Origin of the sequence: Streptomyces sp. NPDC050560 (genome assembly GCF_044457285.1) — a bacterium.
GTDB lineage: Bacteria > Actinomycetota > Actinomycetes > Streptomycetales > Streptomycetaceae > Streptomyces.
Genome location: NZ_JBITGT010000004.1, coordinates 535,475 through 559,474 on the forward strand (window position 1 = coordinate 535,475; position 24,000 = coordinate 559,474).

General features: G+C 74.0%; 21 protein-coding genes. 10 read left to right on the forward strand and 11 right to left on the reverse strand.

The window, feature by feature from the left end:
- Positions 1-190: 190 nt before the first annotated feature.
- Both ACIBIW_RS12085 and ACIBIW_RS12090 read right to left on the reverse strand, forming a co-directional pair.
- The gene (locus ACIBIW_RS12085) at positions 191-1,639 is read right to left on the reverse strand and encodes an ATP-binding protein (protein ID WP_399334779.1); all 1,449 of its coding nucleotides are present in this window, start codon (positions 1,637-1,639) and stop codon (positions 191-193) included.
- A 9-nt stretch (positions 1,640-1,648) separates the two neighbouring features.
- Positions 1,649-2,341, reverse strand: a complete 693-nt coding sequence (locus tag ACIBIW_RS12090) for a response regulator transcription factor (RefSeq protein ID WP_399334780.1) — start codon at positions 2,339-2,341, stop codon at positions 1,649-1,651.
- Between the two features lie 295 nt (positions 2,342-2,636).
- Between ACIBIW_RS12090 and ACIBIW_RS12095 the strand changes: the two genes are divergently transcribed.
- The 7 genes from ACIBIW_RS12095 (at position 2,637) to ACIBIW_RS12125 (ending at position 9,637) form a co-directional block, all read left to right on the forward strand.
- The gene (locus ACIBIW_RS12095; protein ID WP_399334782.1) at positions 2,637-3,413 is read left to right on the forward strand and encodes an amino acid ABC transporter ATP-binding protein; all 777 of its coding nucleotides are present in this window, start codon (positions 2,637-2,639) and stop codon (positions 3,411-3,413) included.
- A 269-nt stretch (positions 3,414-3,682) separates the two neighbouring features.
- Positions 3,683-4,525 carry a glutamate ABC transporter substrate-binding protein gene (locus tag ACIBIW_RS12100; RefSeq protein ID WP_399334784.1) on the forward strand — a complete coding sequence of 281 codons (843 nt, stop codon included), beginning with the start codon at positions 3,683-3,685 and terminating at the stop codon, positions 4,523-4,525.
- Between the two features lie 75 nt (positions 4,526-4,600).
- Complete coding sequence (locus ACIBIW_RS12105) at positions 4,601-5,269, forward strand: amino acid ABC transporter permease (protein WP_399334786.1); 669 nt, start codon at positions 4,601-4,603, stop codon at positions 5,267-5,269.
- A complete protein-coding gene (locus ACIBIW_RS12110; protein ID WP_399334788.1) occupies positions 5,266-6,189 on the forward strand; it encodes an amino acid ABC transporter permease in 924 nt (307 codons plus the stop codon). Before ACIBIW_RS12105 ends, ACIBIW_RS12110 begins: the two co-directional genes overlap by 4 nt.
- Before the next feature lie 188 nt (positions 6,190-6,377).
- Positions 6,378-7,955 (forward strand): FAD-dependent monooxygenase, encoded by a 1,578-nt coding sequence (locus ACIBIW_RS12115; RefSeq protein WP_399334790.1) that lies wholly within the window; start codon positions 6,378-6,380, stop codon positions 7,953-7,955.
- Positions 7,956-8,651: 696 nt separating this feature from the next.
- The gene (locus ACIBIW_RS12120) at positions 8,652-9,209 is read left to right on the forward strand and encodes a cysteine dioxygenase (protein ID WP_399334792.1); all 558 of its coding nucleotides are present in this window, start codon (positions 8,652-8,654) and stop codon (positions 9,207-9,209) included.
- Positions 9,206-9,637, forward strand: coding sequence for a rhodanese-like domain-containing protein (locus ACIBIW_RS12125; protein WP_399334794.1), 432 nt, complete (start codon positions 9,206-9,208; stop codon positions 9,635-9,637). The genes ACIBIW_RS12120 and ACIBIW_RS12125 overlap by 4 nt, the downstream gene beginning before the upstream one ends.
- 183 nt (positions 9,638-9,820) lie before the next feature.
- On the opposite strand, the gene recX is transcribed toward ACIBIW_RS12125, so the two are convergent.
- The 4 genes from recX to ACIBIW_RS12145 all read right to left on the reverse strand — a co-directional run bounded on the left by recX (position 9,821) and on the right by ACIBIW_RS12145 (position 13,730).
- Positions 9,821-10,402: a recombination regulator RecX gene (gene recX, locus ACIBIW_RS12130; protein ID WP_399334796.1), complete on the reverse strand. Its 582-nt coding sequence runs from the start codon at positions 10,400-10,402 to the stop codon at positions 9,821-9,823.
- Between the two features lie 6 nt (positions 10,403-10,408).
- The gene (recA, locus tag ACIBIW_RS12135) at positions 10,409-11,539 is read right to left on the reverse strand and encodes a recombinase RecA (protein WP_399334798.1); all 1,131 of its coding nucleotides are present in this window, start codon (positions 11,537-11,539) and stop codon (positions 10,409-10,411) included.
- Positions 11,540-11,907: 368 nt separating this feature from the next.
- A complete protein-coding gene (locus tag ACIBIW_RS12140) occupies positions 11,908-13,248 on the reverse strand; it encodes an AI-2E family transporter (RefSeq protein WP_399334880.1) in 1,341 nt (446 codons plus the stop codon).
- Positions 13,249-13,535: 287 nt separating this feature from the next.
- The gene (locus ACIBIW_RS12145; protein ID WP_399334800.1) at positions 13,536-13,730 is read right to left on the reverse strand and encodes a DUF3046 domain-containing protein; all 195 of its coding nucleotides are present in this window, start codon (positions 13,728-13,730) and stop codon (positions 13,536-13,538) included.
- A gap of 80 nt (positions 13,731-13,810) precedes the next feature.
- Between ACIBIW_RS12145 and ACIBIW_RS12150 the strand changes: the two genes are divergently transcribed.
- Positions 13,811-14,857, forward strand: coding sequence for a hypothetical protein (locus tag ACIBIW_RS12150; RefSeq protein WP_399334802.1), 1,047 nt, complete (start codon positions 13,811-13,813; stop codon positions 14,855-14,857).
- A gap of 20 nt (positions 14,858-14,877) precedes the next feature.
- Here ACIBIW_RS12150 and ACIBIW_RS12155 read toward each other — a convergent pair whose 3' ends face one another.
- From ACIBIW_RS12155 to ACIBIW_RS12165, 3 genes are read right to left on the reverse strand one after another with little or no spacing between them, the layout of a single operon-like run.
- Entirely contained in the window at positions 14,878-15,186 is a 309-nt protein-coding gene (locus tag ACIBIW_RS12155; RefSeq protein ID WP_399334804.1) for an AzlD domain-containing protein, read from the reverse strand.
- Positions 15,183-16,010: an AzlC family ABC transporter permease gene (locus ACIBIW_RS12160; RefSeq protein ID WP_399334882.1), complete on the reverse strand. Its 828-nt coding sequence runs from the start codon at positions 16,008-16,010 to the stop codon at positions 15,183-15,185. The genes ACIBIW_RS12155 and ACIBIW_RS12160 overlap by 4 nt, the downstream gene beginning before the upstream one ends.
- On the reverse strand, positions 16,007-16,933 hold the full coding sequence (locus ACIBIW_RS12165; RefSeq protein ID WP_399334806.1) for an AraC family transcriptional regulator: 927 nt from the start codon (positions 16,931-16,933) through the stop codon (positions 16,007-16,009). The genes ACIBIW_RS12160 and ACIBIW_RS12165 overlap by 4 nt, the downstream gene beginning before the upstream one ends.
- A gap of 130 nt (positions 16,934-17,063) precedes the next feature.
- Between ACIBIW_RS12165 and ACIBIW_RS12170 the strand changes: the two genes are divergently transcribed.
- Both ACIBIW_RS12170 and ACIBIW_RS12175 read left to right on the forward strand, forming a co-directional pair.
- Positions 17,064-21,878 carry an ATP-dependent helicase gene (locus ACIBIW_RS12170; RefSeq protein ID WP_399334808.1) on the forward strand — a complete coding sequence of 1,605 codons (4,815 nt, stop codon included), beginning with the start codon at positions 17,064-17,066 and terminating at the stop codon, positions 21,876-21,878.
- A 108-nt stretch (positions 21,879-21,986) separates the two neighbouring features.
- Entirely contained in the window at positions 21,987-22,877 is an 891-nt protein-coding gene (locus tag ACIBIW_RS12175) for an Fpg/Nei family DNA glycosylase (protein ID WP_399334810.1), read from the forward strand.
- A gap of 15 nt (positions 22,878-22,892) precedes the next feature.
- On the opposite strand, the gene ACIBIW_RS12180 is transcribed toward ACIBIW_RS12175, so the two are convergent.
- Together ACIBIW_RS12180 and ACIBIW_RS12185 are read right to left on the reverse strand one after the other, a co-directional pair.
- Complete coding sequence (locus tag ACIBIW_RS12180; protein WP_399334812.1) at positions 22,893-23,282, reverse strand: hypothetical protein; 390 nt, start codon at positions 23,280-23,282, stop codon at positions 22,893-22,895.
- A 243-nt stretch (positions 23,283-23,525) separates the two neighbouring features.
- The gene (locus ACIBIW_RS12185) at positions 23,526-23,900 is read right to left on the reverse strand and encodes a helix-turn-helix domain-containing protein (protein WP_399334814.1); all 375 of its coding nucleotides are present in this window, start codon (positions 23,898-23,900) and stop codon (positions 23,526-23,528) included.
- Between the last annotated feature and the right edge of the window lie 100 nt (positions 23,901-24,000).

Sequence of the window (24,000 nt, forward strand, 5' to 3'; positions counted from 1 at the left end):
CGAAGCCTGCGTCCCACGCGCGCGTGGGAGCGCCCTCGTGCCGGGGCTGACCATCGTGATGCGGGACCTGCGTCCCACGCGCGCGTGGGAGCGCCCTCGCGCGTCACGCGCGCGTGCATCCCGCGCCGTCGGCGCATGACGCGCGCGTGGGAGCGCTTCGCGCGGCCTGTACGGCGCGCCTCGCGGCGCGTCAGGCGGACGGCTGGTTCCTCGGCACGGTGACCGTCACCCGCAGCCCGTGGGGCTCGTGGTGGGCGTAGTCGATGCGGCCGCCGCCCGCGGTCAGCAGGGCGCGGGAGATGGAGAGGCCGAGCCCCGAGCCGTCGATGTTCTGGTGGCGGCCGCTGCGCCAGAAGCGGTCGCCGATGCGGCTCATCTCGTCGTCGGTGAGCCCGGGCCCCTCGTCGGTGACGACGACGGTGGAGCAGTTGCCGTGGGAGGCGACCGTGACCTCGACGGATTCGCCGCTCGGGGTGAACTTGAGCGCGTTGTCGATCACGGCGTCGAGCGAGCTGGACAGCGCGATGGGGTCGGCCCAGGCGGTGACCGCGGGGCAGTCGCTGACGAGCCGTACCCCCTTCTCGTCGGCGACGGGGCGCCAGGCGGCGACGCGTTCCAGGGCCAGTTCGCCGATGTCGGTGAGGCCCAGGTCGGCGTCGGCGTGCTCGGCGAGGGCGAGGTCGAGCAGGTCGTCGAGGACCTGCGCCAGGCGCTTGCCCTCGGCGCGCACGGAGGCGATGGGCGAGTCGGAGCCCTTGGCGCCGCCGTCCGGGAGTTCGAGGGCGAGCAGCTCTATGCGCAGCAGCAGCGCGGCGAGCGGGTTGCGCAGTTGGTGGGAGGCGTCGGCGACGAAGGCGCGCTGCTGTTCCAGCACGGCCTGGACGTTGTCCGCCATCTCGTTGAAGGAGCGCGCGAGGCGCCGCAGTTCCGGCGGCCCCCCGGCGGCGGCCACCCGCGACTTGAGGCGGCCGGTGGCGATGTCGTGCGTGGTGGTGTCCAGGACCCGTACCGGACGCAGCACCCAGCTCGTGAGGCGGAGCGCGGCGAGCACGCCGAGGACCATGGTGGCGGTCTCGCCCGCGGCGATCACCAGCCAGGTCCGCAGCGTCCTGCGGCGCATCTGGTCGGTGGGCGAGTCGGTGACGACCACGGCGACGACGTCGCCGTCGCGGGTGACCGGCGCGGCGACGACGAGCCGCCCGTCCTGCCAGGGCCACACCTGCCGGGGGTCGTGCCCGGGGCGCGAGTAGAGCGCGACGTCGAAGGTGTCGCGCAGATCGCCGCTCCCGGACACCGCGAGGTTGCCCGGCGCGCGCGCCATGGGGCAGCCGTCGCGGTAGAAGACGCCCGCGCGTATCCCGTAGACCTTGTTGTAGCGGGCGAGTTCCGCCTGGAGCGTGTGCTGCCGCTCGTCGGTCCCGCCACGCTCCACGCACGGCTCCCCCGGGACGCGGCCGAGGCCGCTGGTGCGGGGCGTGACGTACTGGGCGAGCGAGGCGAAGCGTGCGGTGTCGTCGATGCGGTCGACGACGACCCGCTGCTGGTTCGCCGCCGCCACGCTGATGGCGAGGGGCAGCCCGAGGGCCAGCAGCACGCCCGCCATGAGCACGATCAGCAGCGGGAGGAGTCGGGTACGCAAGCCGGCCCGCTAGGCGGCGGGCGCGACGAGCCGGTAGCCCACGCCGCGCACGGTCTCGATGAGGGCGGGAAGCCGCAGCTTGGAGCGCAGCGACGCGACGTGCACCTCAAGCGTGCGCCCCGTGCCCTCCCAGCTCGTCTGCCAGACCTCGCTGATGATCTGCTCGCGGCGGAAGACGACGCCGGGCCGCTGGGCGAGCAGCGCGAGCAGGTCGAACTCAAGGCGGGTGAGCTGGACGGGGCCGCCGTCCACGGTGACCTTGCGGGTCGGCAGGTCGATGTGGACGGGCCCGAGCCGCACCTCGCTCGCGGACGACGCCGCCGGGTCCTCGGGCTGCGCGGGGCGGCGGATGACGGCGTGGATACGGGCGATCAGCTCGCCGGTGTCGTACGGCTTCACGACGTAGTCGTCGGCGCCGAGGTTGAGCCCGTGGATGCGGGAGCGGACGTCGGAGCGGGCCGTCACCATGATCACGGGGACGCCGACGCGTTTGCGGATCTTGCCGCAGACCTCGAAGCCGTCCTGGTCGGGCAGGCCGAGGTCGAGCAGGACGACGCCGATCGGCGGCTCGGGCGGGGGTGTCAGGGCGCGCAGCGCCTCGTCGCCGCTGCGGGCGTGGAGCACGCTGAAACCGTGCCGGGCCAGGATCGCGGCGAGGGCGGCGGCGACGTGGTCGTCGTCCTCGACGAGCAGCAGCCTCATCCCGGCTTCCTCCGGTTCTCCGAGCGTCCGCGCGCCCCGGCTGTCGGCCGCCCGTGGCGTCCGGTACGCGCGCGTGGTGTGTATGGCATCCATGCGGATCGCCGGGGCCGCGTCAAGGGGCGCCGGGCGCGGGGGGTCTTCCGTTACGCACCCGGTACGCTCCGCGCCACGGGCGTCACTCGGAGTGATCGGATGCGACCGGATCGTTATGCTCAAATTCGCCTCAGATGTAATGACGCTGGTCGCGGGCTGTCACTACTGTCCTCCCAACCGACGAGGACGGAGCACCAACCCGATGACCGACGTATCGGTGGTCAAGGACACCGCGCCCACGGGCGGGGACCTGGTCGTGCTGAAGGACGTCAACAAGCACTTCGGTGCCCTGCACGTCCTCCAGGACATCGACCTGACGATCACGCGGGGTGAAGTGGTGGTCGTCATCGGCCCCTCGGGGTCCGGCAAGTCGACCCTCTGCCGCACCATCAACCGCCTGGAGACCGTCGACTCGGGGTCCATCACGATCGACGGCAAGCCGCTGCCCGCGGAGGGCAAGGAGCTGGCGAGGCTCCGCGCAGACGTCGGCATGGTCTTCCAGTCGTTCAACCTCTTCGCGCACAAGACCGTCCTTGAGAACGTGATGCTCGGCCAGGTCAAGGTCCGCAGGACGGACAAGGCGAAGGCCGAGGAGAACGCGCGCTCCCTGCTCGACCGGGTGGGGGTCGCGTCGCAGGCCGACAAGTACCCCGCGCAGCTCTCGGGCGGCCAGCAGCAGCGTGTCGCCATCGCCAGGGCGCTGGCGATGGGCCCGAAGGTGATGCTGTTCGACGAGCCGACGTCGGCGCTCGACCCCGAGATGATCAACGAGGTCCTTGAGGTGATGCGCCAGTTGGCCCGCGAGGGCATGACGATGATCGTGGTCACCCACGAGATGGGCTTCGCACGCTCCGCCGCGAACCGGGTGGTGTTCATGGCGGACGGCCGGATCGTCGAGGAGGCCACGCCCGACCAGTTCTTCAGCAATCCGCGCAGCGACCGCGCCAAGGACTTCCTCTCGAAGATCCTGCACCACTGAGGGCCAGGGGGGGCGCGTGCGCAGCGGGAGCGGTGCCGGCGGCACTGCCCCCGTCCGGCGTTTTCGGCGCCGGGGCGCGCCCCGGGGGGACCCGAGGCGACTTGGGCGCCCCGGCGCGCCGCAGGGGGCGTGCGCTCCCCTTCCGGGCCCCGTGGGGCCGCCGCGCCCCTTGCCATCCGTCGGCCGCCTCCGGTAAATCCACTTCCTTTCCGGCCCGGACCCTCCGCGCCGACAACCGCGCCGACCGCGCCGAACCAAAGGACGTTCACATGAAGCTTCGCAAGATCACCTCCGCGGCAGCAGTCGTGCTCACGCTCTCCCTCGCCGTGACCGCCTGCGGTTCGAGCGACGACGACAGCGACGGCGGTTCCGGCGGCGGTGGCAAGAAGATCACCATCGGGATCAAGTTCGACCAGCCGGGCCTCGGCCTGAAGGAGCCCAACGGCTCGTACTCCGGCTTCGACGTCGACGTCGCGAAGTACGTCGCGAAGCAGCTCGGCTACAAGGACAACCAGATCGAGTGGAAGGAGACCCAGAGCGCCGACCGTGAGACGTCGCTCCAGCGCGGCGACGTCGACATGATCGTGGCCTCGTACTCGATCACCGACGAGCGCAAGGAGAAGGTGGACTTCGCCGGCCCCTACCTGCTGGCCCACCAGGACCTGCTGACCCGCTCGGACGACTCGATCAGCAAGGGCACCGACCTGAACGGCAAGAAGCTCTGTTCGGTCACCGGCTCGACGTCCGCGCAGAACGTGAAGGACGACTTCGCGCCCAAGGCCCAGCTCAAGCAGGTCGGCACGTACTCGGAGTGCCTCGACGGCATCGCCAGCGGCTCCATCGACGCGCTGACCACCGACGACTCGATCCTCGCGGGCTACGCCTCGCAGGACCAGTACAAGGGCAAGTTCAAGCTCGCCGGGCTGAAGCTCAGCAACGAGAACTACGGCGTCGGTGTCAAGAAGGGCGACACCGACATGGTCAACAAGATCAACGACGCGCTCAAGAAGATGGTCGACGACGGCTCGTGGGAGAAGGCGGTCAAGGCCAACTTCGGCCCCGCCAACTACAAGAACGAGCCCGCGCCGAAGATCGGCGACGTCGTCAAGTAAGGCAGAGCCAGACGGGGTGCCGCGTCGCGGCGCGGCGCCCCGCTTCCCTCGACAGACCCGGAAGCGCGGGAGATCGTGTTTGACTTTCTTGATGGCTACGACGTGCTCGGGGCGTTCTGGATCACGGTCCAGTTGACGTTCTTCGCCGCCGTGGGCTCCCTGATCTGGGGGACCCTGCTGGCGGGCATGCGGGTGAGCCCCGTGCCGATCATGCGCTGGTTCGGCACCGCGTACGTGAACATCGTCAGGAACATCCCCCTGACGGTGATCATCGTCTTCTCGTCGCTCGGTCTCGCCGACGTGTTCGGGGTGACGCTCGGGGCGGCGGACGACTTCGACACCCTCTATTTCCGGCTGGCGATCCTGGGCCTGACGCTCTACACGTCGGCGTTCGTCTGCGAGTCGCTGCGCGCCGGCATCAACACGGTGCCGGTCGGGCAGGCAGAGGCGGCCAGGGCGCTCGGGCTCGGCTTCGGCCAGGTGCTGCGGCTGATCGTGCTGCCCCAGGCGTTCCGCGCGGTGATCACGCCGCTGGCGAACGTGCTGATCGCGCTGACGAAGAACACCACGGTGGCGGCGGCGATCGGGGTCGCGGAGGCGGCGCTGCTGATGAAGGAGATGATCGAGAACGAGGCGCAGCTCCTGTTGATCTCGCTCATCTTCGCCTTCGGGTTCGTGGTCCTGACCCTGCCCACCGGCCTCATCCTGGGCTGGCTCAGCAAGCGGCTGGCGGTGAAGCGATGACCTCCGTCCTGTACGACACTCCAGGACCGCGCGCCAAGGTGCGCAACATCCTCTACACGGTTGTCTTCCTGGTCCTGCTGGCCGCGCTGGTGTGGTTCGTGTGGCGCCAGATGTCCGACAAGGACCAGCTCCAGTGGGCGAAGTGGAGCCCGTTCTTCACCGACTCGCGCGCGTGGGACACGTATCTGCTGCCCGGTCTCGGCAACACGCTGAAGGCCGCGGCGCTCTCCATGGTGATCGCGCTGCCGCTCGGCGCCCTCTTCGGCATCGGGCGGCTCTCCGACCACCGCTGGGTGCGGGTGCCCGCCGGGATCGTCGTGGAGTTCTTCCGCTCGATCCCCGTACTGATCCTGATGGTGTTCGCGAACCAGTTCTACTCGCAGTCGACGGACATCAGCAGCGACTCCCGGCCGCTGTACGCGGTGGTCACGGGCCTGGTGCTGTACAACGCGTCGGTCCTCGCCGAGGTGGTGCGCGCCGGCATCCTGGCGCTGCCGAAGGGGCAGACGGAGGCGGCGCAGGCGATCGGGCTGCGCAAGGGGCAGACGATGGGGTCGATCCTGCTGCCGCAGGCCGTGACCACGATGCTCCCGGCGATCGTCAGCCAACTCGTGGTGATCGTGAAGGACACGGCGCTCGGCGGCGCGGTCCTGAACTTCACCGAGCTGATGAGCGCCCGCAAGACGCTGGCCGCGAACTACGCCAACGTCATCCAGAGCTTCGTGATCGTCGCGATCGTCTTCATCCTGCTCAATCTGCTGCTGACGACCTTCGCGTCCTGGCTGGAGCGGCGGCTGCGGCGCAGCAAGCGCAGCACGGGCGCGGTCCTCGGCGCGGACGCCGTCTCCGAGATGGCCGCCGCGGGCGAGGGCAGGCCGGGTGGCGCCGCGGGCGTCACGAAGCCGGGCGAGGAGCCCTGACCCGGGCCCGACCACGCGCGAAGACGCCTCACGAGTGACCGCGGACACCGGTGATCACACCGGTGTCCGCGTCGCTTGACGGGGGAACCCCCAGTGGGTTGCATACGTTCTGTGATCGCGCTCCCTGCTCCGCCTGCCAGTCTCCGTACGCTGCCGACATCGCCCGCACGGGCAGGGGGCGCCACGCCGTGGACCCGGTGATCGTCGTCGGCGCGGGCCCCGTGGGGCTCGCGCTCGCCCTGGGCCTCGCCCGGCAGGGGGTGCCGTCCGTCGTGCTCGACGAGGGCACGGGGCAGGACGAGGCACGCCCCGCGCGCACCGCGGTGCTGCGGGCGGACACCGCGGACCTCGTCGGGCGCCTCGTGGCGGCGCCGCTCGGTGGCGCCCGCTGGACGGGCTGGCGTTCGGTGCGCCGCAAGCAGCTCATGCGGCAGGTCGCCTTCGGCCCCGCGCAGCCCGCGCCGCTGCACATCGCGCAGCACGAGCTGACGTCCGCGCTGCGGGACGCCGCGGCCCGCGCGGAGCTGGTGCGGCTGACCTCCGACAGCCGTCTCGACGCACTGGAGCAGGAGGCGTCGGGGGTGACGGCGCACACCAAGGGCCGCGAGGGCACCTGGTGGCGCGGCAGCCACCTGGTGGGCTGCGACGGGGCACGCTCCACGGTCCGCAAGCTCCTCGACATCCGCTTCCCGGGGCGTACGGGCGTGGAGCGCTATGCCGTGGCGGCGCTCCGTACGGAGCTGCCGTGGCCGGGCGAGGCAGTGCTGCACCGGATGCCGCCATGGCGTCTCGGCGGCCCCGAGGCGGCCGCACGGCCGCTCGGTGAGGGCCTGTGGCGCCTCGACTGGCTGCTGCCGCCGCGCGGGGACCTGGTGACGCCGGAGGCGCTGCTCGCGCGGGTCCGCGACACGCTGGCGGGCTGGTGCGGGGGGCACACGCCGCCGTACGAGCTGCTGGACACGGGGGTGTACACGGTGCACCACCGGCTGGCGCGGCGCTGGCGGGTGGGGCGAGTGCTGCTCGCGGGCGACGCCGCGCACCTGATGGGGGCGCTGGGCACACAGGGCGTGGACGAGGGGCTGCGGGACGCGGACAACCTGGCGTGGAAGCTGGCGTACGCCTGGCACCACGGCAGGGGCGACGCGCTCCTCGACAGCTACCAGGCGGAGCGGCGCGCGGTGGTGGCCGCGCGGCTGCGCGCCGCGGACCAGGCGCTGCCGATAGTGCGCGGCGGCGGGGGGCTGCGCGGCTATGTGCCGGGGGCGGCGCGCGGCCATGACGCGCTGCTCGCGGACGGGCACCTGGGCGTGGGCGCACTGGGCGCGCCCGGCTCGTACGCCCGCTCGCCGCTGGCGCCCGCGCCCTCCGAGGCGATGGTGGAGACGGACACCCCGCCCGGGTCACCGGTGGCGGACGTGCCGGTCACGGCCGAGGACGGCACGGTGGTACGGCTGCGCGAACGGCTGGGGCGGAATCTGGTGGTGCTGCTGGTGGCGCCGGGCACGGGCGTGTGGGAGCGGCGGCACTGGGTGTCGGCGGGGATGATGCCGCGGCTGGCGTCGGCGGTGTCGGCGCTGCCGCACCCCGCGGAGCTGCTGGTCGCCGAGAGCTATCCGGGCGCCGCGGCGCACACGGTGCTGCTGGTCAGGCCGGACGGGCATCTGGTGGCGGCGTTCGGGGGCGTACGCCCCCGGGAGCTGTACGGGGCGGCGACGACGGCGCTCGGGGGCACGGCGCACTCGGGACACGAGGCCCGCGCAACCTGAGCCGGCCCGCCCCGCCTTGGGTGCGGGGGCGGGTGGGGGGCACTGGGCCCGCGGGGGGCGCGGCTCGGCGGTGTGGGGCGGGTCGGTCTCTGTGGCGGGTCGGTTGTCGGTATCTGTGGCGGGTCGGTCTTCGCGACGAGTCGGTCTTCGAGGGGCTGCGGCTGCCCGGTCTGCCGGAGGGCGGGGCCTTGGCCGCCGCCGGGTACGCGCAGGGCGGCGCTCGGCTGCCCCGGTCTGCGGCTGCTCGTTCCCCCTGAGGCGGCAGGGGGCCGGGGCGTGCCGGTACGGGCGGTAATCCTCGGTGGCGCCCCCGGGGGCCTCGGGGCGTTCGCGGGGCGTGCGAACGGCGCCCGCTCCGGCGCTGCGCCCGCCCGCTTCTCCTCGGTTGACCTGGGGAGTTGACCGCCATCCGTGGCCGTGGTGTACTCCGGATCATGACCGACACCGACGTTCGCCTGTGGCGGCGGGTCCATATGGACCTGGTCCGCTATCTGGGTGGCGTGTGTCGTCCGTCCCGCCGCTGAACACGCGCATTCCGACCTTTTTCGTCACGCGCGTCACGCACGGCTCGCAGCACGTTCGTGTGCTCCCTTACCGCGTTGCCACCGCACGGTGTTCCCGTGCGGCTCACGCGGCATTTCTTCACCCGGCCGCCGCGCGGTCTCGCGACCCCGGCGACTTCTCAGGACGGTCACCGTGTCTCACCCTGCAACAGCTCCGTCTGGAGCCACCTCCTCCCCCGCTTCCGCCGCCGCGGAGCAGCCGCCGACCGTGGCGGAACTGCTGGCGTTCGTGCGCCGTACGGCCGAGGACGCGCAGCTCATCGCCTCACTCCCGCTCGACCCCGAGGGCCGCACCTGGGTACGGCTCGAAGGCCCCGGCGGCAGCGAGGCGTGGCTGATCGGCTGGCCGCCCGGTACGGGCACCGGCTGGCACGACCACGCCGACTCGATCGGCGCGTTCCTGACCGCGTCGGGCGAGCTGAAGGAGAACTCGCTCGCCGCCCGGCTGCCCACCGACGGCTGGAAGACGCTGGAGCTGACCGAGGACGTGGACCGGAAGCGGACACTGGCCGCCGGGCAGGGCCGCGCGTTCGGTCAGAACCATGTGCACGAGGTGCTGAACGAGTCGACGACCGCGCACGCGGTGTCGGTGCACGCCTACTACCCGCCGCTGCCGCAGATCCGCCGCTACAGCCGCAGCGGCCATGTGCTCCGCCTTGAGCAGGTGGAGCGCCCGGAGGACTGGCAGTGACCTCGCAGGACGGTCCGGTCTCGATAGACGAGCACCTGGAACGGGTGCGCGCGGGGCTCGACCGGGTCGACGCGGCGACGGCGCACGCGGAGGCGGCGCGGGGCGCGCTGCTTGTCGACGTCCGCTACGCCGCCCTCCGGGAGCGGGACGGGCTGATCCCGGGTGCGGTGGTGGTGGAGCGCAACGAGCTGGAGTGGCGGCTCGACCCACTCGGCGACTTCCGGCTGCCGGAGGCGACGGGGCACGATCTGCGGATCGTGGTGTTCTGCAACGAGGGCTACGCCTCCAGCCTCGCGGCGGACTCGCTGCGACGGCTCGGCCTGAGGCACGCGACGGACCTCGTCGGAGGGTTCCAGGCGTGGCGATCGGCCGGCCTGCCGGTCACATCCGCGCCCGCGGAGGACCGTCCGGCCGGGAGCAGCGGCTGAGGCCCAGGTCCCGTTACGGTGCGCCGTCTCGGGGTGGCGCACGGCGGGACGCCGACCGGGGAGGGGCATGACCGCTCGGCGGAGGTGCCAACGGCCTCGGTGAGAGAGCCCGACCCGGGTGTACGGCGGAGGCGTCCGGCGGCTCCGGCGGCTCGGCTCCGGCGAGAGTGCCCGGCGGCGGTGTCAGCAGCCCTCGCCGGGCAGGTCGTCGGTGCACTCTCCTTCCTCCTCCAGGGCGCGGCGCACCACCCTGAGGGCCATGCCCTCGGGGTAGCCCTTGCGGGCGAGCATTCCGGCGAGGCGGCGCAGCCGCCGGTCGCGGTCGAGACCGCGGGTGGCGGCGAGCCTGCGGGCGACGAGGCCGCGCGCGGTCTCCTCCTCCCGCTCCGGGTCGAGGCGGCCGACGGCCTCCTCGACGACGGGTGCGGCGACGCCCCGGCTGCGCAGCTCCCTGGCGAGCGCGCGGCCCGCGAGGCCGCGGCCGTGGTGGCGGGACTCGACCCAGGCGTCGGCGAAGGCGCCGTCGTCGATCAGTCCCGCCTCCTCCAGGCGTGACAGTACGTCCTCGGCCGTCTCGTCGGGGATGTCGCGCTTGCGCAGGGCGTCGGCGAGCTGACGCCGGGTCCTCGGGGCCCCGGTGAGCAGGCGGAGGCAGATCGCCCTCGCCCGCTCAGCCGGGTCCCCCGATGATGCCTCGTCCCCGGCCCTCGACGGGGACTCGGCACCGGAGCCCTGACGGGCCGTCCGGTCGGTGCGGTACCTCATGGCATGTCAGCTCTTCGCCGCCGCGGCCTTGGCCTTCCCCTTGGCCGGGGGCACGGTCTTCGGTGCCGGGTCGGCCGCCGCGGGGGCGGGCGCGGGGACGACGGGGGCGTCCGGACCCGGCTCGGCGGCCGGGGGCTCGGGACGGACTCCGACACCGAGCTTGTCCTTGATCTTCTTCTCGATCTCGTTGGCCAGGTCGGGGTTGTCCTTGAGGAAGTTGCGGGCGTTCTCCTTGCCCTGGCCCAGTTGGTCGCCCTCGTAGGTGTACCAGGCCCCCGCCTTGCGGACGAAGCCGTGCTCGACGCCCATGTCGATCAGACCGCCCTCGCGGCTGATGCCCTGGCCGTAGATCATGTCGAACTCGGCCTGCTTGAAGGGGGGCGCGACCTTGTTCTTGACGACCTTGCAGCGGGTGCGGTTGCCGACCGCGTCAGTGCCGTCCTTCAGCGTCTCGATACGCCGGATGTCGATGCGCACGGAGGCGTAGAACTTCAGGGCGCGGCCACCCGTCGTGGTCTCGGGCGAGCCGAACATCACGCCGATCTTCTCGCGGAGCTGGTTGATGAAGATCGCGGTGGTCTTGGACTGGTTGAGCGCGCTGGTGATCTTCCGCAGGGCCTGGCTCATCAGCCGGGCCTGGAGGCCGACATGGGAGTCGCCCATCTCGCCCTCGATCTCCGCGCGCGGCACGAGGGCGGCGACGGAGTCGATGACGATGAGGTCGAGCGCGCCCGACCTGACGAGCATGTCGGTGATTTCCAGGGCCTGTTCGCCGTTGTCCGGCTGGGAGAGGATCAGGTTGTCGATGTCGACGCCGAGGTTGCGCGCGTACTCGGGGTCGAGTGCGTGCTCCGCGTCGATGAACGCCACCTGGCCGCCCGCCTTCTGCGCGTTGGCCACGGCGTGCAGGGTGAGGGTCGTCTTGCCGGACGACTCGGGGCCGTAGATCTCCACCACCCGGCCGCGCGGCAGGCCGCCGACGCCGAGGGCGACATCGAGCGCGGTCGACCCGGTGGGGATGACCTCGATGGGGTCGTTCGGCCGGTCGCCCATGCGCATGACGGCGCCCTTGCCGAACTGGCGTTCAATCTGTGCGAGGGCGGTGTCGAGCGCCTTCTCGCGGTCGGTTCCTGCCATGGGTTCCACCCGGTTTGCTTGAGTCGATCGCTTCACGTCGAAGACGCTATCCCCTGCCACTGACAATGCGCCCCGACGCCCGCCGACCTGTGGACAACTCCGACGACTCCACCCCCTTCGCCTGTGGATAACTCCCGGGCAGGGCCCGGTTGGCGGCCCTCGGTGGTGTCCTGTGGCGCGGCGCCGACTCCATAAGAATGGATGTTCGATTTTGGTGTCAAGCGCACCACGCCCCCCATGAGTCGCCGCGGCAACAACGCCGCCCCCGGCCCGGAGCGGGCGGGGGCGGCGGGGAAGGTCGCGCGCGGCGCGGGTGAGGGGTGCGGAGGAAAGGGACACGGAGGGCCGGTGAGGAACCGGGCGGGGAGTCAGTCGCCGCGGGGCGGCGTGCCACCGTTCCCGTCGCTCCCACCACTTCCACCACCCACGCCGTTCCCACCGCTCCCACCGTCGCGCCCGCCGTCCTCTCCCCCGGCACCGTTCCCGCTGCCGCCGCCGTCCGCGCCGTTCCCGCCCTGGCCGCGGTCCTCGCCGGTGCCTTCGTGGGCACCGGGCGGCAGCCTGCCTTCGGCGGCCGCGCGCTGCCGGCGGGTCCTGCCGCGGGGACCGTGCAGGGCGCTCCGGGCCCTGGCCAGCAGGGGACTTGCGCTTATGCTGCGCCGGTCGCGGGCGAGCGGGTCGTCCGCGACGTCGTAGCGCTTCACGTACGCGGCCAGGAACGCCTGGAGGGTGGCGACGCCGGGGATCGCGATGAGCGCGCCGACGACGCCGAGCAGCGCGGTGCCCGCGATGACGGAGCCGAAGGCGACGGCCGGGTGGATGTCGACGGTCTTGGCGGTGAGCTTCGGTTGCAGCAGGTAGTTCTCGAACTGCTGGTAGATCACGACGAAGACCAGAATCCACAGCGTGTACCAGGGGTTCACGGTGAAGCCGATCAGCATGGGCAGCGCCCCGGCGAGATAGGTGCCGATGGTCGGCACGAACTGCGAGACGAGCCCGACCCACACGGCGAGCACCGGCGCGTAGGGCACGTCGAGCGCCTGGAGCAGGATGTAGTGGGCCACGCCCGAGATCAGCGCCATGAGGCCGCGCGAGTAGATGTAGCCGCCGGTCTTGTCGACCGCGATCTCCCAGGCGCGCAGCACCTCGGCCTGCCGGGCGGGCGGCAGTACGGAGCACAGGGCGCGCCGCAGCCGGGGTCCGTCGGCCGCGAAGTAGAAGGAGAACAGCAGGACCGTCAGCAGCCGGAAGAGGCCGCCGAGCACCTGGGCGGAGATGTCGAGGACGCCGCTCGCGCTGTTCTTGACGTAGTTCTGAATCCAGGCCGAGTGGACCAGGCTGTCCTGGATCTTCACCCTGCTGAGTTCGGTGTGAAAGGTGGTGTTGGTCCAGTTGATCAGCGAGTCGAGGGTGTCGGGGAAGTTCTCCACCATGTCGACGATCTGCCCGGCCAGCATGGAGCCGAGCAGCGTGACGAAGCCCGCGCTGGCGATCACGATGGCGAGGAAGACGAGGCCGGTGGCGAGGCCCCGGCGGACCCCGTAGGACGCCATCCAGCCGACCGCGGGCTCGATCGCGAGGGCCAGGAAGAACGCGATCAACACATTGATCAACAGCCCTATGAGCTGGTGGAAGGCCCAGTTCCCGAACTGGTAGCAGGCGACCAGGGACAGCGCGAGGACCAGCGCACGTGGCAGCCAGGCCGGCATCCGGCCGTTCCCCCCTGCCCGGGCCCGTCCCGAGGGTGTCGTACCCGAGGGCGGTGCGGAGGAGGTGTCCTGGGAGATCTCGTCTGTGGGTGCCACGGGGGCAAGTGTGGCCCACGCACGGAGCGCCCTCGTGCGGCCCCTGCCCCGACAGCGCGCGGAGGGGCGCGCGAAGCCCTCCCGCGCGCGGGACGGGGCCCGCCGACGGAGCGGGGCGAACAGGGCGAACGGAGCCTCACCGGGAGGCGGTGGACCGGGGACGGTGCGATGTGCGGGCGCCCGTGGCGGGGTCAGCGCCGCTCCGGGGGCACTCCCATCGTGTCGCAGACCACACGCCAGACGTCCTTGGCGTCCCACCCCGCGTCCAGCGCCTCGTGAACGGTCCGCCCGCCGAGCTGGGTCATCACGTGGTCGCGTGCGAAGGAGTCGGCGTAGGCGGGACCGAAGTGGTCCACCATCCGCTGCCAGAAGACCGTCAACCGCATGCCCCCAGTATCCCGCCTCTGAGGGTGCGCACGGGCCGGGGTGCGCCGCCGGGCACGTGCGCCGGGCCTACCGTCGGAGCATGACCGACTCCGGGGCCTCGTCCCGCCCGCCGATCGACCGTCCGCTGCCGGGCCCCGCGCGCCCGCCGCACCGTTCCGCGCCGGGGCCGCGCCCGGGCCCCGTGGCGCCGTCGGGCGGGCTCTCGCCCGTGGCGCGGGCGCGGGAGTTCGTACGGCGCACCGCGCGCGTGCTGGAGCAGCGGCGCTTCGCCCACCACTTCCCCGCGCCGTGCGACCCGCAGGACACGGCGCGCGGCGCCCGCGCGGACGCCGTGGAGACCGCGCTCGCCGCGTACGGCAACGAGGACGGAGGCTTCGGGCACGGCCTCGACCCGGGGCTGCGGGGTCCGGGCAGCAGTCCGCTGCACACCGTGTACGCGCTGGAGGTGCTGGACTCGATCGGGCGCTGCGAGGGGCGGCGGGTGGAGCGGCTCGGCGGGTATCTGACCTCCGTGTCGGCGCCGGACGGCGCGCTGCCCGCGCTGGCGGCGAACGCGCCCCGGCACCCGGGGTCCTGCGGCGAACTGCTGGTCGCGGGCCCGGTGGTGGGGCTGCTGCACCGCAACGACGTGTGGCACACGTGGCTGTTCCGGGCCACCGACTTCTGCTGGCAGGCGGTGGAGGCGCTGCACGCGCCGCGGCCCCGGGAGATCGAGGCGGCCGTCCGCTTCCTCGACCACGCGCCCGACCGCACGCGCGCGTGGGACGCGGCGGACCGGCTCGGCCGCATGGTGCGCGAGCGGCGCCTCGTGGTGCTCGACGGACGGCGCCCGCTCGGCGGCGGGACGCAGGGCGGGGCGCGGTTCCCCTACCACTACGCGCGTACGCCGCAGTCGCTGGCGGCCGCGTGGTTCACCGACGCGGAGATGGCCCGCTCGCTCGATCAGTTGGCGGCGCGCCAGCAGCACGACGGCGGCTGGCAGGTCGCGCCGGGGGCCGACGGTGCGGCGGGGGCCGCGGGCCGCCGCTGGGCCCCCGGCGCCGCCCAGGAGTGCCTTGAGCGGCGCCCGGTGGCCACCATCGAGGCGCTGCGCACCCTGTGCGCGTTCGGGCGCCACATCGGCTGACACACGCGCGGGAGGCAGGTTCAGCCGCCCAGCGCGCGCACGCCCGCCGTGCCGAGGACGGCGGTGGCGACCACCACGAGGAACGGCGCCCGCAGCAGCAGGACGACGGCCGCGGCGCCGAGCCCCGCGGCCCTGGCGTCGAGGGTGAGGACGCGGCCGTCGGCGAAGGTCTGCTGCGCGGTGAGGGCGGCGAGCAGGGCCACGGGCAGCAGCGCGGCGAGGCGCCGCACCAGCGGCCTTGACAGCGCCGTCGCGGGCACCAGGAGTCCCGCGAGCTTGAGGGCGTAGCAGCCGGCGACGGTCAGGGCGAGGGCGATCCACGTACTCATCGGCCCTCCCCCGGTGTGTCCCCGGCGGTGCGCTCGGCGGCGGGCGCGCCGTCCGCGGCGTGCGGGGCCCGCGCGCCCCTGCGGGCGGCGTGTGCGGTACGCAGCCGTCGCGCGGCGAGGGCGGCGGGCGCGGCCAGCGCGGCGACCAGGACCGGAAGGCCCGCGGGCAGCACCGGCAGCAGCAGAAGGCCAAGAGCGGCGGCGAGCGGCGCCACGGCGCGCTCTGTGCGGCCGCGCAGCATGGGTGCGAGCAGGGCGAGGAACGCGGCGGGGCCCGCCGCGTCGAGGCCCCAGGCGTCGGTGTCGCCGATGGCACGGGCGCCGAGCGCGCCGACGGCGCTTGTGGCGACCCACATCACGAACAGGGTCAGCCCCGTGACCGTGAATCCGATACGCGCGGAACGCCTGTCGGGCTGTCCGAGGGTGACGGCGGTGGTCTCGTCGATGACGATATGGGCGGCGATGGGGCGCCACGCGCGCGGGAGGGCGAGCAGGGGCGAGAGCCGCAGGCCGTAGAAGGAGTTGCGGACGCCGAGGAAGAGCGCGGACGCCGCGGCGGCGAACGGGCTGCTGCCCGCGGCGACGGCCCCGGCGAAGGCGAACTGCGAGGCGCCGGTGAAGGCCAGCGCGCTGAGCACGCACGTCTGGGCGACGCTCAGCCCGCTGCCGGTGGACGTCGCGCCGAAGGCGAGCCCCGACAGGCCCACGGGGAGCCCGACGCCGAGCGCGTCGCGGACGACGGCGGCGTCGCTCTTGTCCCTCCCGGGGGCACCGTGGCCCGTCTTCCGGCCGTGCGGCGGGGCGGTGTGCGGGGGCGGTGCTATCGGGGCGGGGCCGGCCGCGCCGTCCCGTCCCGCGGTGTCGTCTGGTGCTCTGTCTGCCACGCGCGCCACGCTAGGAGCGGCGCCGCCCGGTGGTCTTGTACGTTCTTGCGCTCGCGCTGGTAGGCGCCGGGGGGCACGCCGACGATGCGGGCGAAGTGCCTGCCGAGGTGGGCCTGGTCGGTGAAGCCGACCTCGGCGGCGGTGGCGGCGGGCGTGGTGCCCGCGTCGAGGAGGCGCCTCGCGCGGCGTACCCGGGCGTCGGTGAGCCAGGTGTGCGGCGGCATGCCGTAGTGCCGGCGGAAGGCGCGCAGCAGCGCGAAGGGGCTGGTGCCGAGGTCGTCCGCGAGCCGCCGCAGGGACGGCGGGTCGGCCAGGCGCTCCTCCAGGACGGAACGCGCGCGTACGGCCGTCCCGGCCCCCGCCGCGCGCGCCGTACGGCGCGGCAGGCTCCCGCCGTTCAGCCGCAGCAGGCGGGTCACCGCGACGCGGAAGAGGGTGTCGGCGGCGAGCGCGTTGCCCTGTTCCGCGGCGCGCAGGACCTGGTGCACGAGGCGGACGGAGCGCGGGTCGTCGAGCACCGGGGCGCTGAAGCCCGGGGTGCCGCGCAGCCCCGTCGTCTCGCGCGCTATGGCCGCGATCAGCCCGGGCGGCGGGTACACGGCGCCGTAGCGCCAGCCCTCGGGGATGCCCGCGCGGCCGGTGTGGACCGACTCGGGGTTGACCAGCGCGAGGGCGCCGGGGCCCGCGTACTGGTCGACGCCGCGGTACTTGAACACCTCCACCCCGTGCGAGATGGCGGCGATCACGAAGGTCTCGTGGGTGTGCCGGGGGAAGGTCTTGCGCACGTAGCGGGCGCGCAGCAGGTCGACGCCCGGCAGGTCCTCGTACCGCCAGTGCCGTGCCCGCTCGCCCGCTCCCGCCATGCGCCCATTGTCACCGGGCGGCACGAGGCGACCTGGCCGGGGGCCGCGGCGCCCCTGGCCGCGGTGGCGTCGGCGGGTGGCGTTCGCGCAGGTCCGGGCGGCTGTCAGTGGCCGGGTGCAGGATGGGGGCATGGTGTCGGCACTCGACTCGTTCTCGCCCGCGACCCGTGGCTGGTTCACGGGCGCCTTCTCCGCGCCCACCGCGGCCCAGGCGGGGGCGTGGCAGGCGATCGGGGCGGGCTCCGACGTGCTGGTGGTGGCGCCGACGGGCTCGGGCAAGACTCTGGCCGCGTTCCTCGCGGCGCTCGACGGCCTCGCCTCGTCCCCGGCCCCCGCCGACCGCCAGAAGCGCTGCCGGGTGCTGTACGTGTCGCCGTTGAAGGCACTCGCGGTGGACGTCGAGCGCAATCTGCGCAGCCCGTTGACCGGCATCAGGCAGGAGGCGGTGCGGCTCGGGCTGCCCGAGCCCGAGATCCGCGTGGGCATCCGCTCGGGCGACACCCCCGCGGCGGAGCGCCGCGCCCTGGCCACGCGCCCGCCCGACATCCTGATCACCACGCCGGAGTCGCTGTTCCTGATGCTGACGTCGGCCGCGCGCGAGGCGCTTGCCGGCGTCGAGACGATCATCGTGGACGAGGTGCACGCGGTCGCGGGCACCAAGCGCGGGGCGCACCTCGCGCTCACCCTGGAGCGGCTCGACGAGCTGCTGCCGAGGCCCGCGCGCCGCATCGGGCTCTCCGCGACGGTGCGCCCCGTGGAGGAGATCGCCCGCTATCTGTCGCCGCGCCGCGCGGTGGAGATCGTGCAGCCACGCGCGGGCAAGGAGTTCGACCTGTCGGTGGTCGTGCCCGTGGAGGACATGGGCGAGCTGGGCGGCTCGCCCGCGGCCGACCCCGCGGAGGGCGCCGACCGGCCCTCGATCTGGCCGCATGTCGAGGAGCGGATCGCCGACCTGGTGCAGTCGCACCGCTCCACGATCGTCTTCGCCAACTCCCGCCGCCTCGCCGAGCGCCTCTGCAACCGGTTGAACGAGATCGCGTACGAGCGCGCCACCGGCGAGCCGATGCCCGAGACGCACGACCCGGCGGAGCTGATGGGCGGCTCGGGCGCCGCGCGCGGCGCCCCGCAGGTCATCGCGCGCGCCCACCACGGCTCGGTGTCCAAGGAGCAGCGCGCCCAGGTCGAGGAGGACCTGAAGGCCGGTCGGCTGCCCGCGGTGGTGGCCACGTCGAGCCTTGAGCTGGGCATCGACATGGGCGCGGTCGACCTGGTGGTGCAGGTGGAGTCGCCACCCTCGGTGGCGTCGGGGCTCCAGCGCGTGGGGCGCGCGGGCCACCAGGTCGGCGCGGTGTCCACGGGCGTGGTCTTCCCGAAGTACCGGGGCGACCTCGTGCAGTCCGCGGTGGTCACGGAGCGCATGCGGCAGGGCGCGATCGAGGCCCTGCGGGTGCCCGCCAACCCGCTGGACGTGCTGGCGCAGCAGCTCGTCGCGATGACCGCCATGGACACCTGGCAGGTGGACGACCTGCTGGCGCTGGTCCGCAGGGCGGCGCCCTTCGCGTCGCTGCCGGAGTCGGCCTTCACAGCGGTGCTCGACATGCTCGCGGGCCGCTATCCGTCGGACGTGTTCGCCGAGCTGCGCCCGCGCGTGGTGTGGGACCGGGTCGCGGGCACCGTGACCGGCAGGCCGGGCGCGCAGCGCCTCGCCGTGACATCGGGCGGCACCATCCCGGACCGCGGTCTGTTCGGGGTGTTCCTCGCGGGCGCCGACCCGAAGAAGGGCGGCGGCCGGGTCGGCGAGCTGGACGAGGAGATGGTGTACGAGTCCCGGGTGGGCGACGTGTTCACCCTGGGCACCAGCTCCTGGCGGATCGAGGACATCACGCGCGACCGGGTGCTGGTGTCGCCCGCGCCCGGGGTGCCCGGCAGGCTGCCGTTCTGGAAGGGCGACCAGCTCGGCCGCCCGCTGGAGCTGGGGCGCGCGCTCGGCGCGTTCCTGCGCGAGGTCGGGGCGCTGCCCGAGGAGGACGCGCGGCTGCGGCTGCTGGCGGCGGGCCTCGACGCGTGGGCCGCGGACAACGTCCTCGCGTACCTCACCGAGCAGCGGCAGGCGTGCGGGCACATCCCGGACGACCGCACCATCGTCGTGGAGCGCTTCCGCGACGAGCTGGGCGACTGGCGCGTGGTGGTCCACTCCCCCTTCGGCGCGCAGGTGCACGCGCCCTGGGCGCTCGCGCTCGGCGCCCGGCTCAGCGAGCGCTACGGTCTCGACGCGCAGGTGATGCACGCGGACGACGGCCTGGTGCTGCGGCTGCCCGACGCCGAGCTGATGGGGCTCGACCTGCTGGACGCCGACCCGGCGGAGCGCGGCACCGAGTACGACGCCGAGAAGGCCCCGGTCGGCGCCGCCGACATCGTCTTCGACAAGGGCGAGGTCGATCAGCTCGTCACCGACCAGGTGGGCGGCTCGGCGCTGTTCGCGTCGCGGTTTCGCGAGTGCGCCGCGCGCGCCCTGCTGCTGCCGCGCCGCAGCCCGGGCCGCCGTACCCCGCTGTGGCAACAGCGCATGCGGGCGGCGCAGTTGCTTGAGGTGGCGAGCGAGTTCGGCTCGTTCCCGATCGTCCTGGAAGCGGTGCGCGAGTGCCTTCAGGACGTGTTCGACGTACCGGGCCTGACGGAGCTGATGGGGGACGTGGAGGCGCGCCGGGTGCGGCTGGTGGAGGTCACCACGCCGGAGCCGTCGCCCTTCGCGCGCTCGCTGCTGTTCGGCTACGTCGCCCAGTTCCTGTACGAGGGCGACTCACCGCTCGCCGAGCGGCGCGCGGCGGCGCTGTCGCTGGACTCGCGGCTGCTGTCGGAGCTGCTCGGCCAGGCCGAGCTGCGGGAGTTGCTGGACGCGGACGTCCTGGCCGAGCTGGAGCGCGAGTTGCAGTGGCGCACCGAGGACCGGCGGGTCAAGGACGCGGAGGGCGTCGCGGACCTCCTCAGGCTGCTCGGCCCGCTCACCGACGAGGAGCTGGCGGAGCGCGGCGCGGAGCCGCAGTGGGCGCCGGACCTTGCCGGGACGCGGCGCGCGATCCGGGTGCGGGTGGCGGGCGCCGAGCACTGGGCCGCGGTGGAGGACGCGGGCCGACTGCGGGACGCGCTGGGCACGGCGCTGCCGGTGGGTGTGCCCGAGGCGTTCACGGAGCCGGTGGCCGACCCGCTGGGCGACCTCCTCGCGCGCTACGCCCGCACCCACGGGCCGTTCACCGCCGCCGCTGCGGCGGCCAGGTTCGGCCTCGGCGTCGCGGTCACCGACGGCGCGCTGCGGCGGCTGGCGGCCTCGGGGCGGCTGGTGCAGGGCGAGTTCAGGCCCCCGGGGGCGCCGCCCGAGCCCGGTGCGCCCGAGCCCGCCGCGGGAGCCGGGAGCGGCGGCCAGGAGTGGTGCGACGCCGCGGTGCTGCGCAGGCTGCGCCGCCGCTCCCTCGCGGCGCTGCGGCACGAGCTGGAGCCGGTGCCGCCCGCCGCGCTGGCCCAGTTCCTGCCCGGGTGGCAGCACCTCGGCGGCGGGCACGGGCTGCGCGGCGTGGACGGGGTGATGCGCGCCGTCGAACAGCTCCAGGGCGCCACGGTGCCCGCGTCCGCGCTGGAGCGCCTGGTGCTGCCCGGCCGGGTCGCCGACTACGCCCCGGCGATGCTCGACGAACTGACCGCGGCGGGCGAGGTGGTGTGGGCGGGCGCGGGCGCGCTGCCCGGCAAGGACGGCTGGATCTCGCTCTATCCCGCGGACAACGCGCCCCTGCTGCTGCCCGAGCCGCACCCGCTGGAGCTGACCCCGCTGCACCAGGCCGTCCTCGACGCGCTCGCGGGCGGCTACGGGCTGTTCTTCCGGCAGATCGCCGAGCAGGTCCGCACCTCCACCCACCCGGGGATCGCCGACCCGGAACTGGCCACCGCGCTGTGGGACCTGACGTGGTCGGGCCGGCTCACGGGCGACACCCTGGGTCCGATGCGCGCGCTGCTCGGCTCCGGCAGGACGGCGGGCGCCACCGCGCACCGCGCCCGGCGCTCGGTGCCGCGCGGGCGCTACGGGGCGCTGGCGGGTGCCGCGCGGCCCGCCTCGCGCGGGGGGCCGCCCACGGTCGCGGGCCGCTGGTCGTTGCTGCCCGGCAGAGAGTCCGACGCGACAGTGCGCGCGCACGCGCTCGCGAGGACCCTGCTGGACCGGCACGGCGTGGTCACCCGGGGCGCCGTCGCCGCAGAGGGCGTGGAGGGCGGCTTCCACGCCGCCTACCGGGTGCTGTCGGTGTTCGAGGAGAACGGTCAGGCACGGCGCGGCTATGTCGTGGAGGGCCTGGGGGCGGCCCAGTTCGCGATGGACGGCGCGGTGGACAGGCTGCGCGCCGTCGCGAACGCCAGGGAGCGCGGCGCGGCCCGGGCCGCCGAGCAGGCGGGCGGGCCCGCGGCGGACGGCGACGGCTTCGTCGGGCCGGACGGCGAGTGGCACGCGCTGCGTTCGCCCGGCCGGGCGAACGGCGCCCCTCCGCGCGCGGGACGCGCCCCCGAGGCGGGCCGTGCGGTGGTCCTGGCCGCCGCCGACCCGGCGAACGCGTACGGCGCCGCCCTGCCCTGGCCGGAGCCGCCCCAGGGCGCGAACCACAAGCCGGGCCGCAAGGCGGGCTCCCTTGTGGTGCTGGTGGACGGCGAGCTGACGCTCTACATGGAGCGCGGCGGCCGGACGCTGCTGGTGTGGCCGGGGGCGGGCGAGGACGCTCCCGTGGACGACGACACCCGGCTCGGCGCCGCCGCCACGGCGCTCGCGGGCGCGGCCGCGGCGGGCCGCCTCGGCGCGGTCACCGTGGAACGCGTCAACGGCACCCCCGCGCTCACCTCGCCCTGGGGCGCGCTCTTCGAGGCGGCCGGCTTCCACGCGACGCCCAAGGGGCTGCGGCTGCGGCCCTGACCCGCGCACCCGAACGCCGCACCGCCCCGGTACGTTTTCCGCCGGTCCCTGGCCCGTCGCCGTGGTGCGCCCTGGGCCGGATCGCGGGCCGCGTGCCACCCTTGAGCCATGCCCGAAGGTGACACGGTCTGGCAGACGGCGCGGCGGCTGCACCGTGCGCTGGGCGGCCGGACGCTCATACGGTGCGAGCTGCGGGTCCCCCGCTTCGCGACGGCCGACCTCACCGGCCGCACGGTGCTCGAAGTGGCGGCGCGCGGCAAACACCTGCTCACCCGCTTCGAGGGCGACATCACCCTCCACACCCATCTGCGGATGGACGGGGCGTGGTGGGTGTACCCCGACGAGGAGCGCTGGCGCGGCGGCCCGGGGCACCAGATCCGCGCCGTGCTCTCCGTGCCGGGCGAGACCGCCGTCGGCTACCGGCTGCCGGTACTCGAACTGCTGCGCACCGGCGACGAGGAGCGCGCCGTGGGCCATCTGGGCCCCGATCTGCTCGGACCCGACTGGGACCCCGACGCGGCCCTCGCGAACCTGCGGGGCGACCCGGCGAGGCCGCTCGGCGAGGCCCTGCTCGACCAGCGCAACCTCGCCGGGATCGGCAATGTGTACAAGTCTGAGCTGTGCTTCCTGCTGCACGCCACCCCCTGGACCCCGGTGGGCCAGCTCCCGGAGGAGACCCTGCACCGCCTCCCCGGCCTCGCCAGGAAGCTCCTCGAAGCCAACAGGGACCGCATCGCCAGGACCACCACGGGACGCAGGGACCAGCGGCTGTACGTCTACGGGCGGGCCCCGAAGCCGTGCCTGCGCTGCGGCACCCCGGTCCAGCTCGGCGACCAGGGCGACGGCGCGCGTGAGCGGCCCACGTACTGGTGCCCCGTCTGCCAGCCGGGCCCCGCCCCGCGGCCCCGTACCGCCGTCCGGCCCGATCCGACCGGCCGTGCCACCCGGCGCGGCACCGCCGGGGCGCCGGGCGCCGCGCGGCCACGTCGCGCCCCCTGAGCGCCCGCGCGGGTCTCAGCGCCCGCGCCGCGCGTACCTGAGCCGGAGCCGCAGCCACTCCCCCGCGCGCGTCAGGTGCCGGCCCCGTACCACGCGGCCCGCGCGGTCCTTCGGCACGCAGTGCACGGGCAGCACGCTCAGGCCCCAGCCGCCCGCGACGGCCGCGGCCTCGACCACGCCGGGGCGTGGCGCCAGGGCCAGCCTGAGGGCCGCCCACCACCACAGTGCGCCGCCGACCAGGGCGAGCACCGCGCGGAGCGGGCGTACGGCGCGGACGCCGCCACGGGGCGTCTGACGGGCGGCCCCGGCACCTCGTACGCCCGTGCGGCCCCGGGGCGCTCCTGAGGGCTCCATGGCCGCCTCCAGCGGCTCCGTGGCGCCGCTCAGCCGTTCTCGGCCCGGCACGTGCGGTGGGGCAGCGGGGTCTTCACGGCGTTCATGCACGGCCTCCGATCGCGTTCCGGGAAGCGGTCCGCCTCGGCGTGCTTCCCTCGACCGCCCAATTCACCAACCATGACACAGGCGGATAAATCGGTCACCGTGGGCGCGGAAAGACCCCGGCGGGATCGCTCCGGACTGTCGTTCCGGGCAGGACCCGCCGGGGTCTCACGCAGCGTGCCGTGTGCAAACGAGCGGTGGCTCGTCGCGTCAGGCCGCCGCCATGTCCACAGCTTCCGTGGGTGCCTTGATGGTGACCCGTTCCGGTGGCACCCCTGTCACCGAGACGGAATTGAGCATCGGTCGCACCGGAGCCGGCACCGGCTCGCTGGCGGTCGCCGACGCGGCCAGCTCGGCAAGGGCAAGCTCGTCGCTCACCTCATGCATGAGCTCGGACATCCGTACGTCAAGCGCGTCGCAGATAGCGGAGAGCAGCTCGGAGGAAGCCTCCTTCTGCCCCCGCTCCACCTCGGAGAGATAGCCGAGCGAAACTCGGGCGGACGAGGAGACTTCGCGCAGAGTACGGCCCTGGCGTTGGCGCTGCCGACGCAGCACGTCACCCAGCAGGCGACGGAGCAGAATCATCGGTGGCTCCCTCCTCGGACCGTGTAGCCGCTTCTTGTACGCCCCACCGTACCGCCTCCCACGGCGGCTGTGCGGGGAGCGATGTCGTGTTCACTCAGGG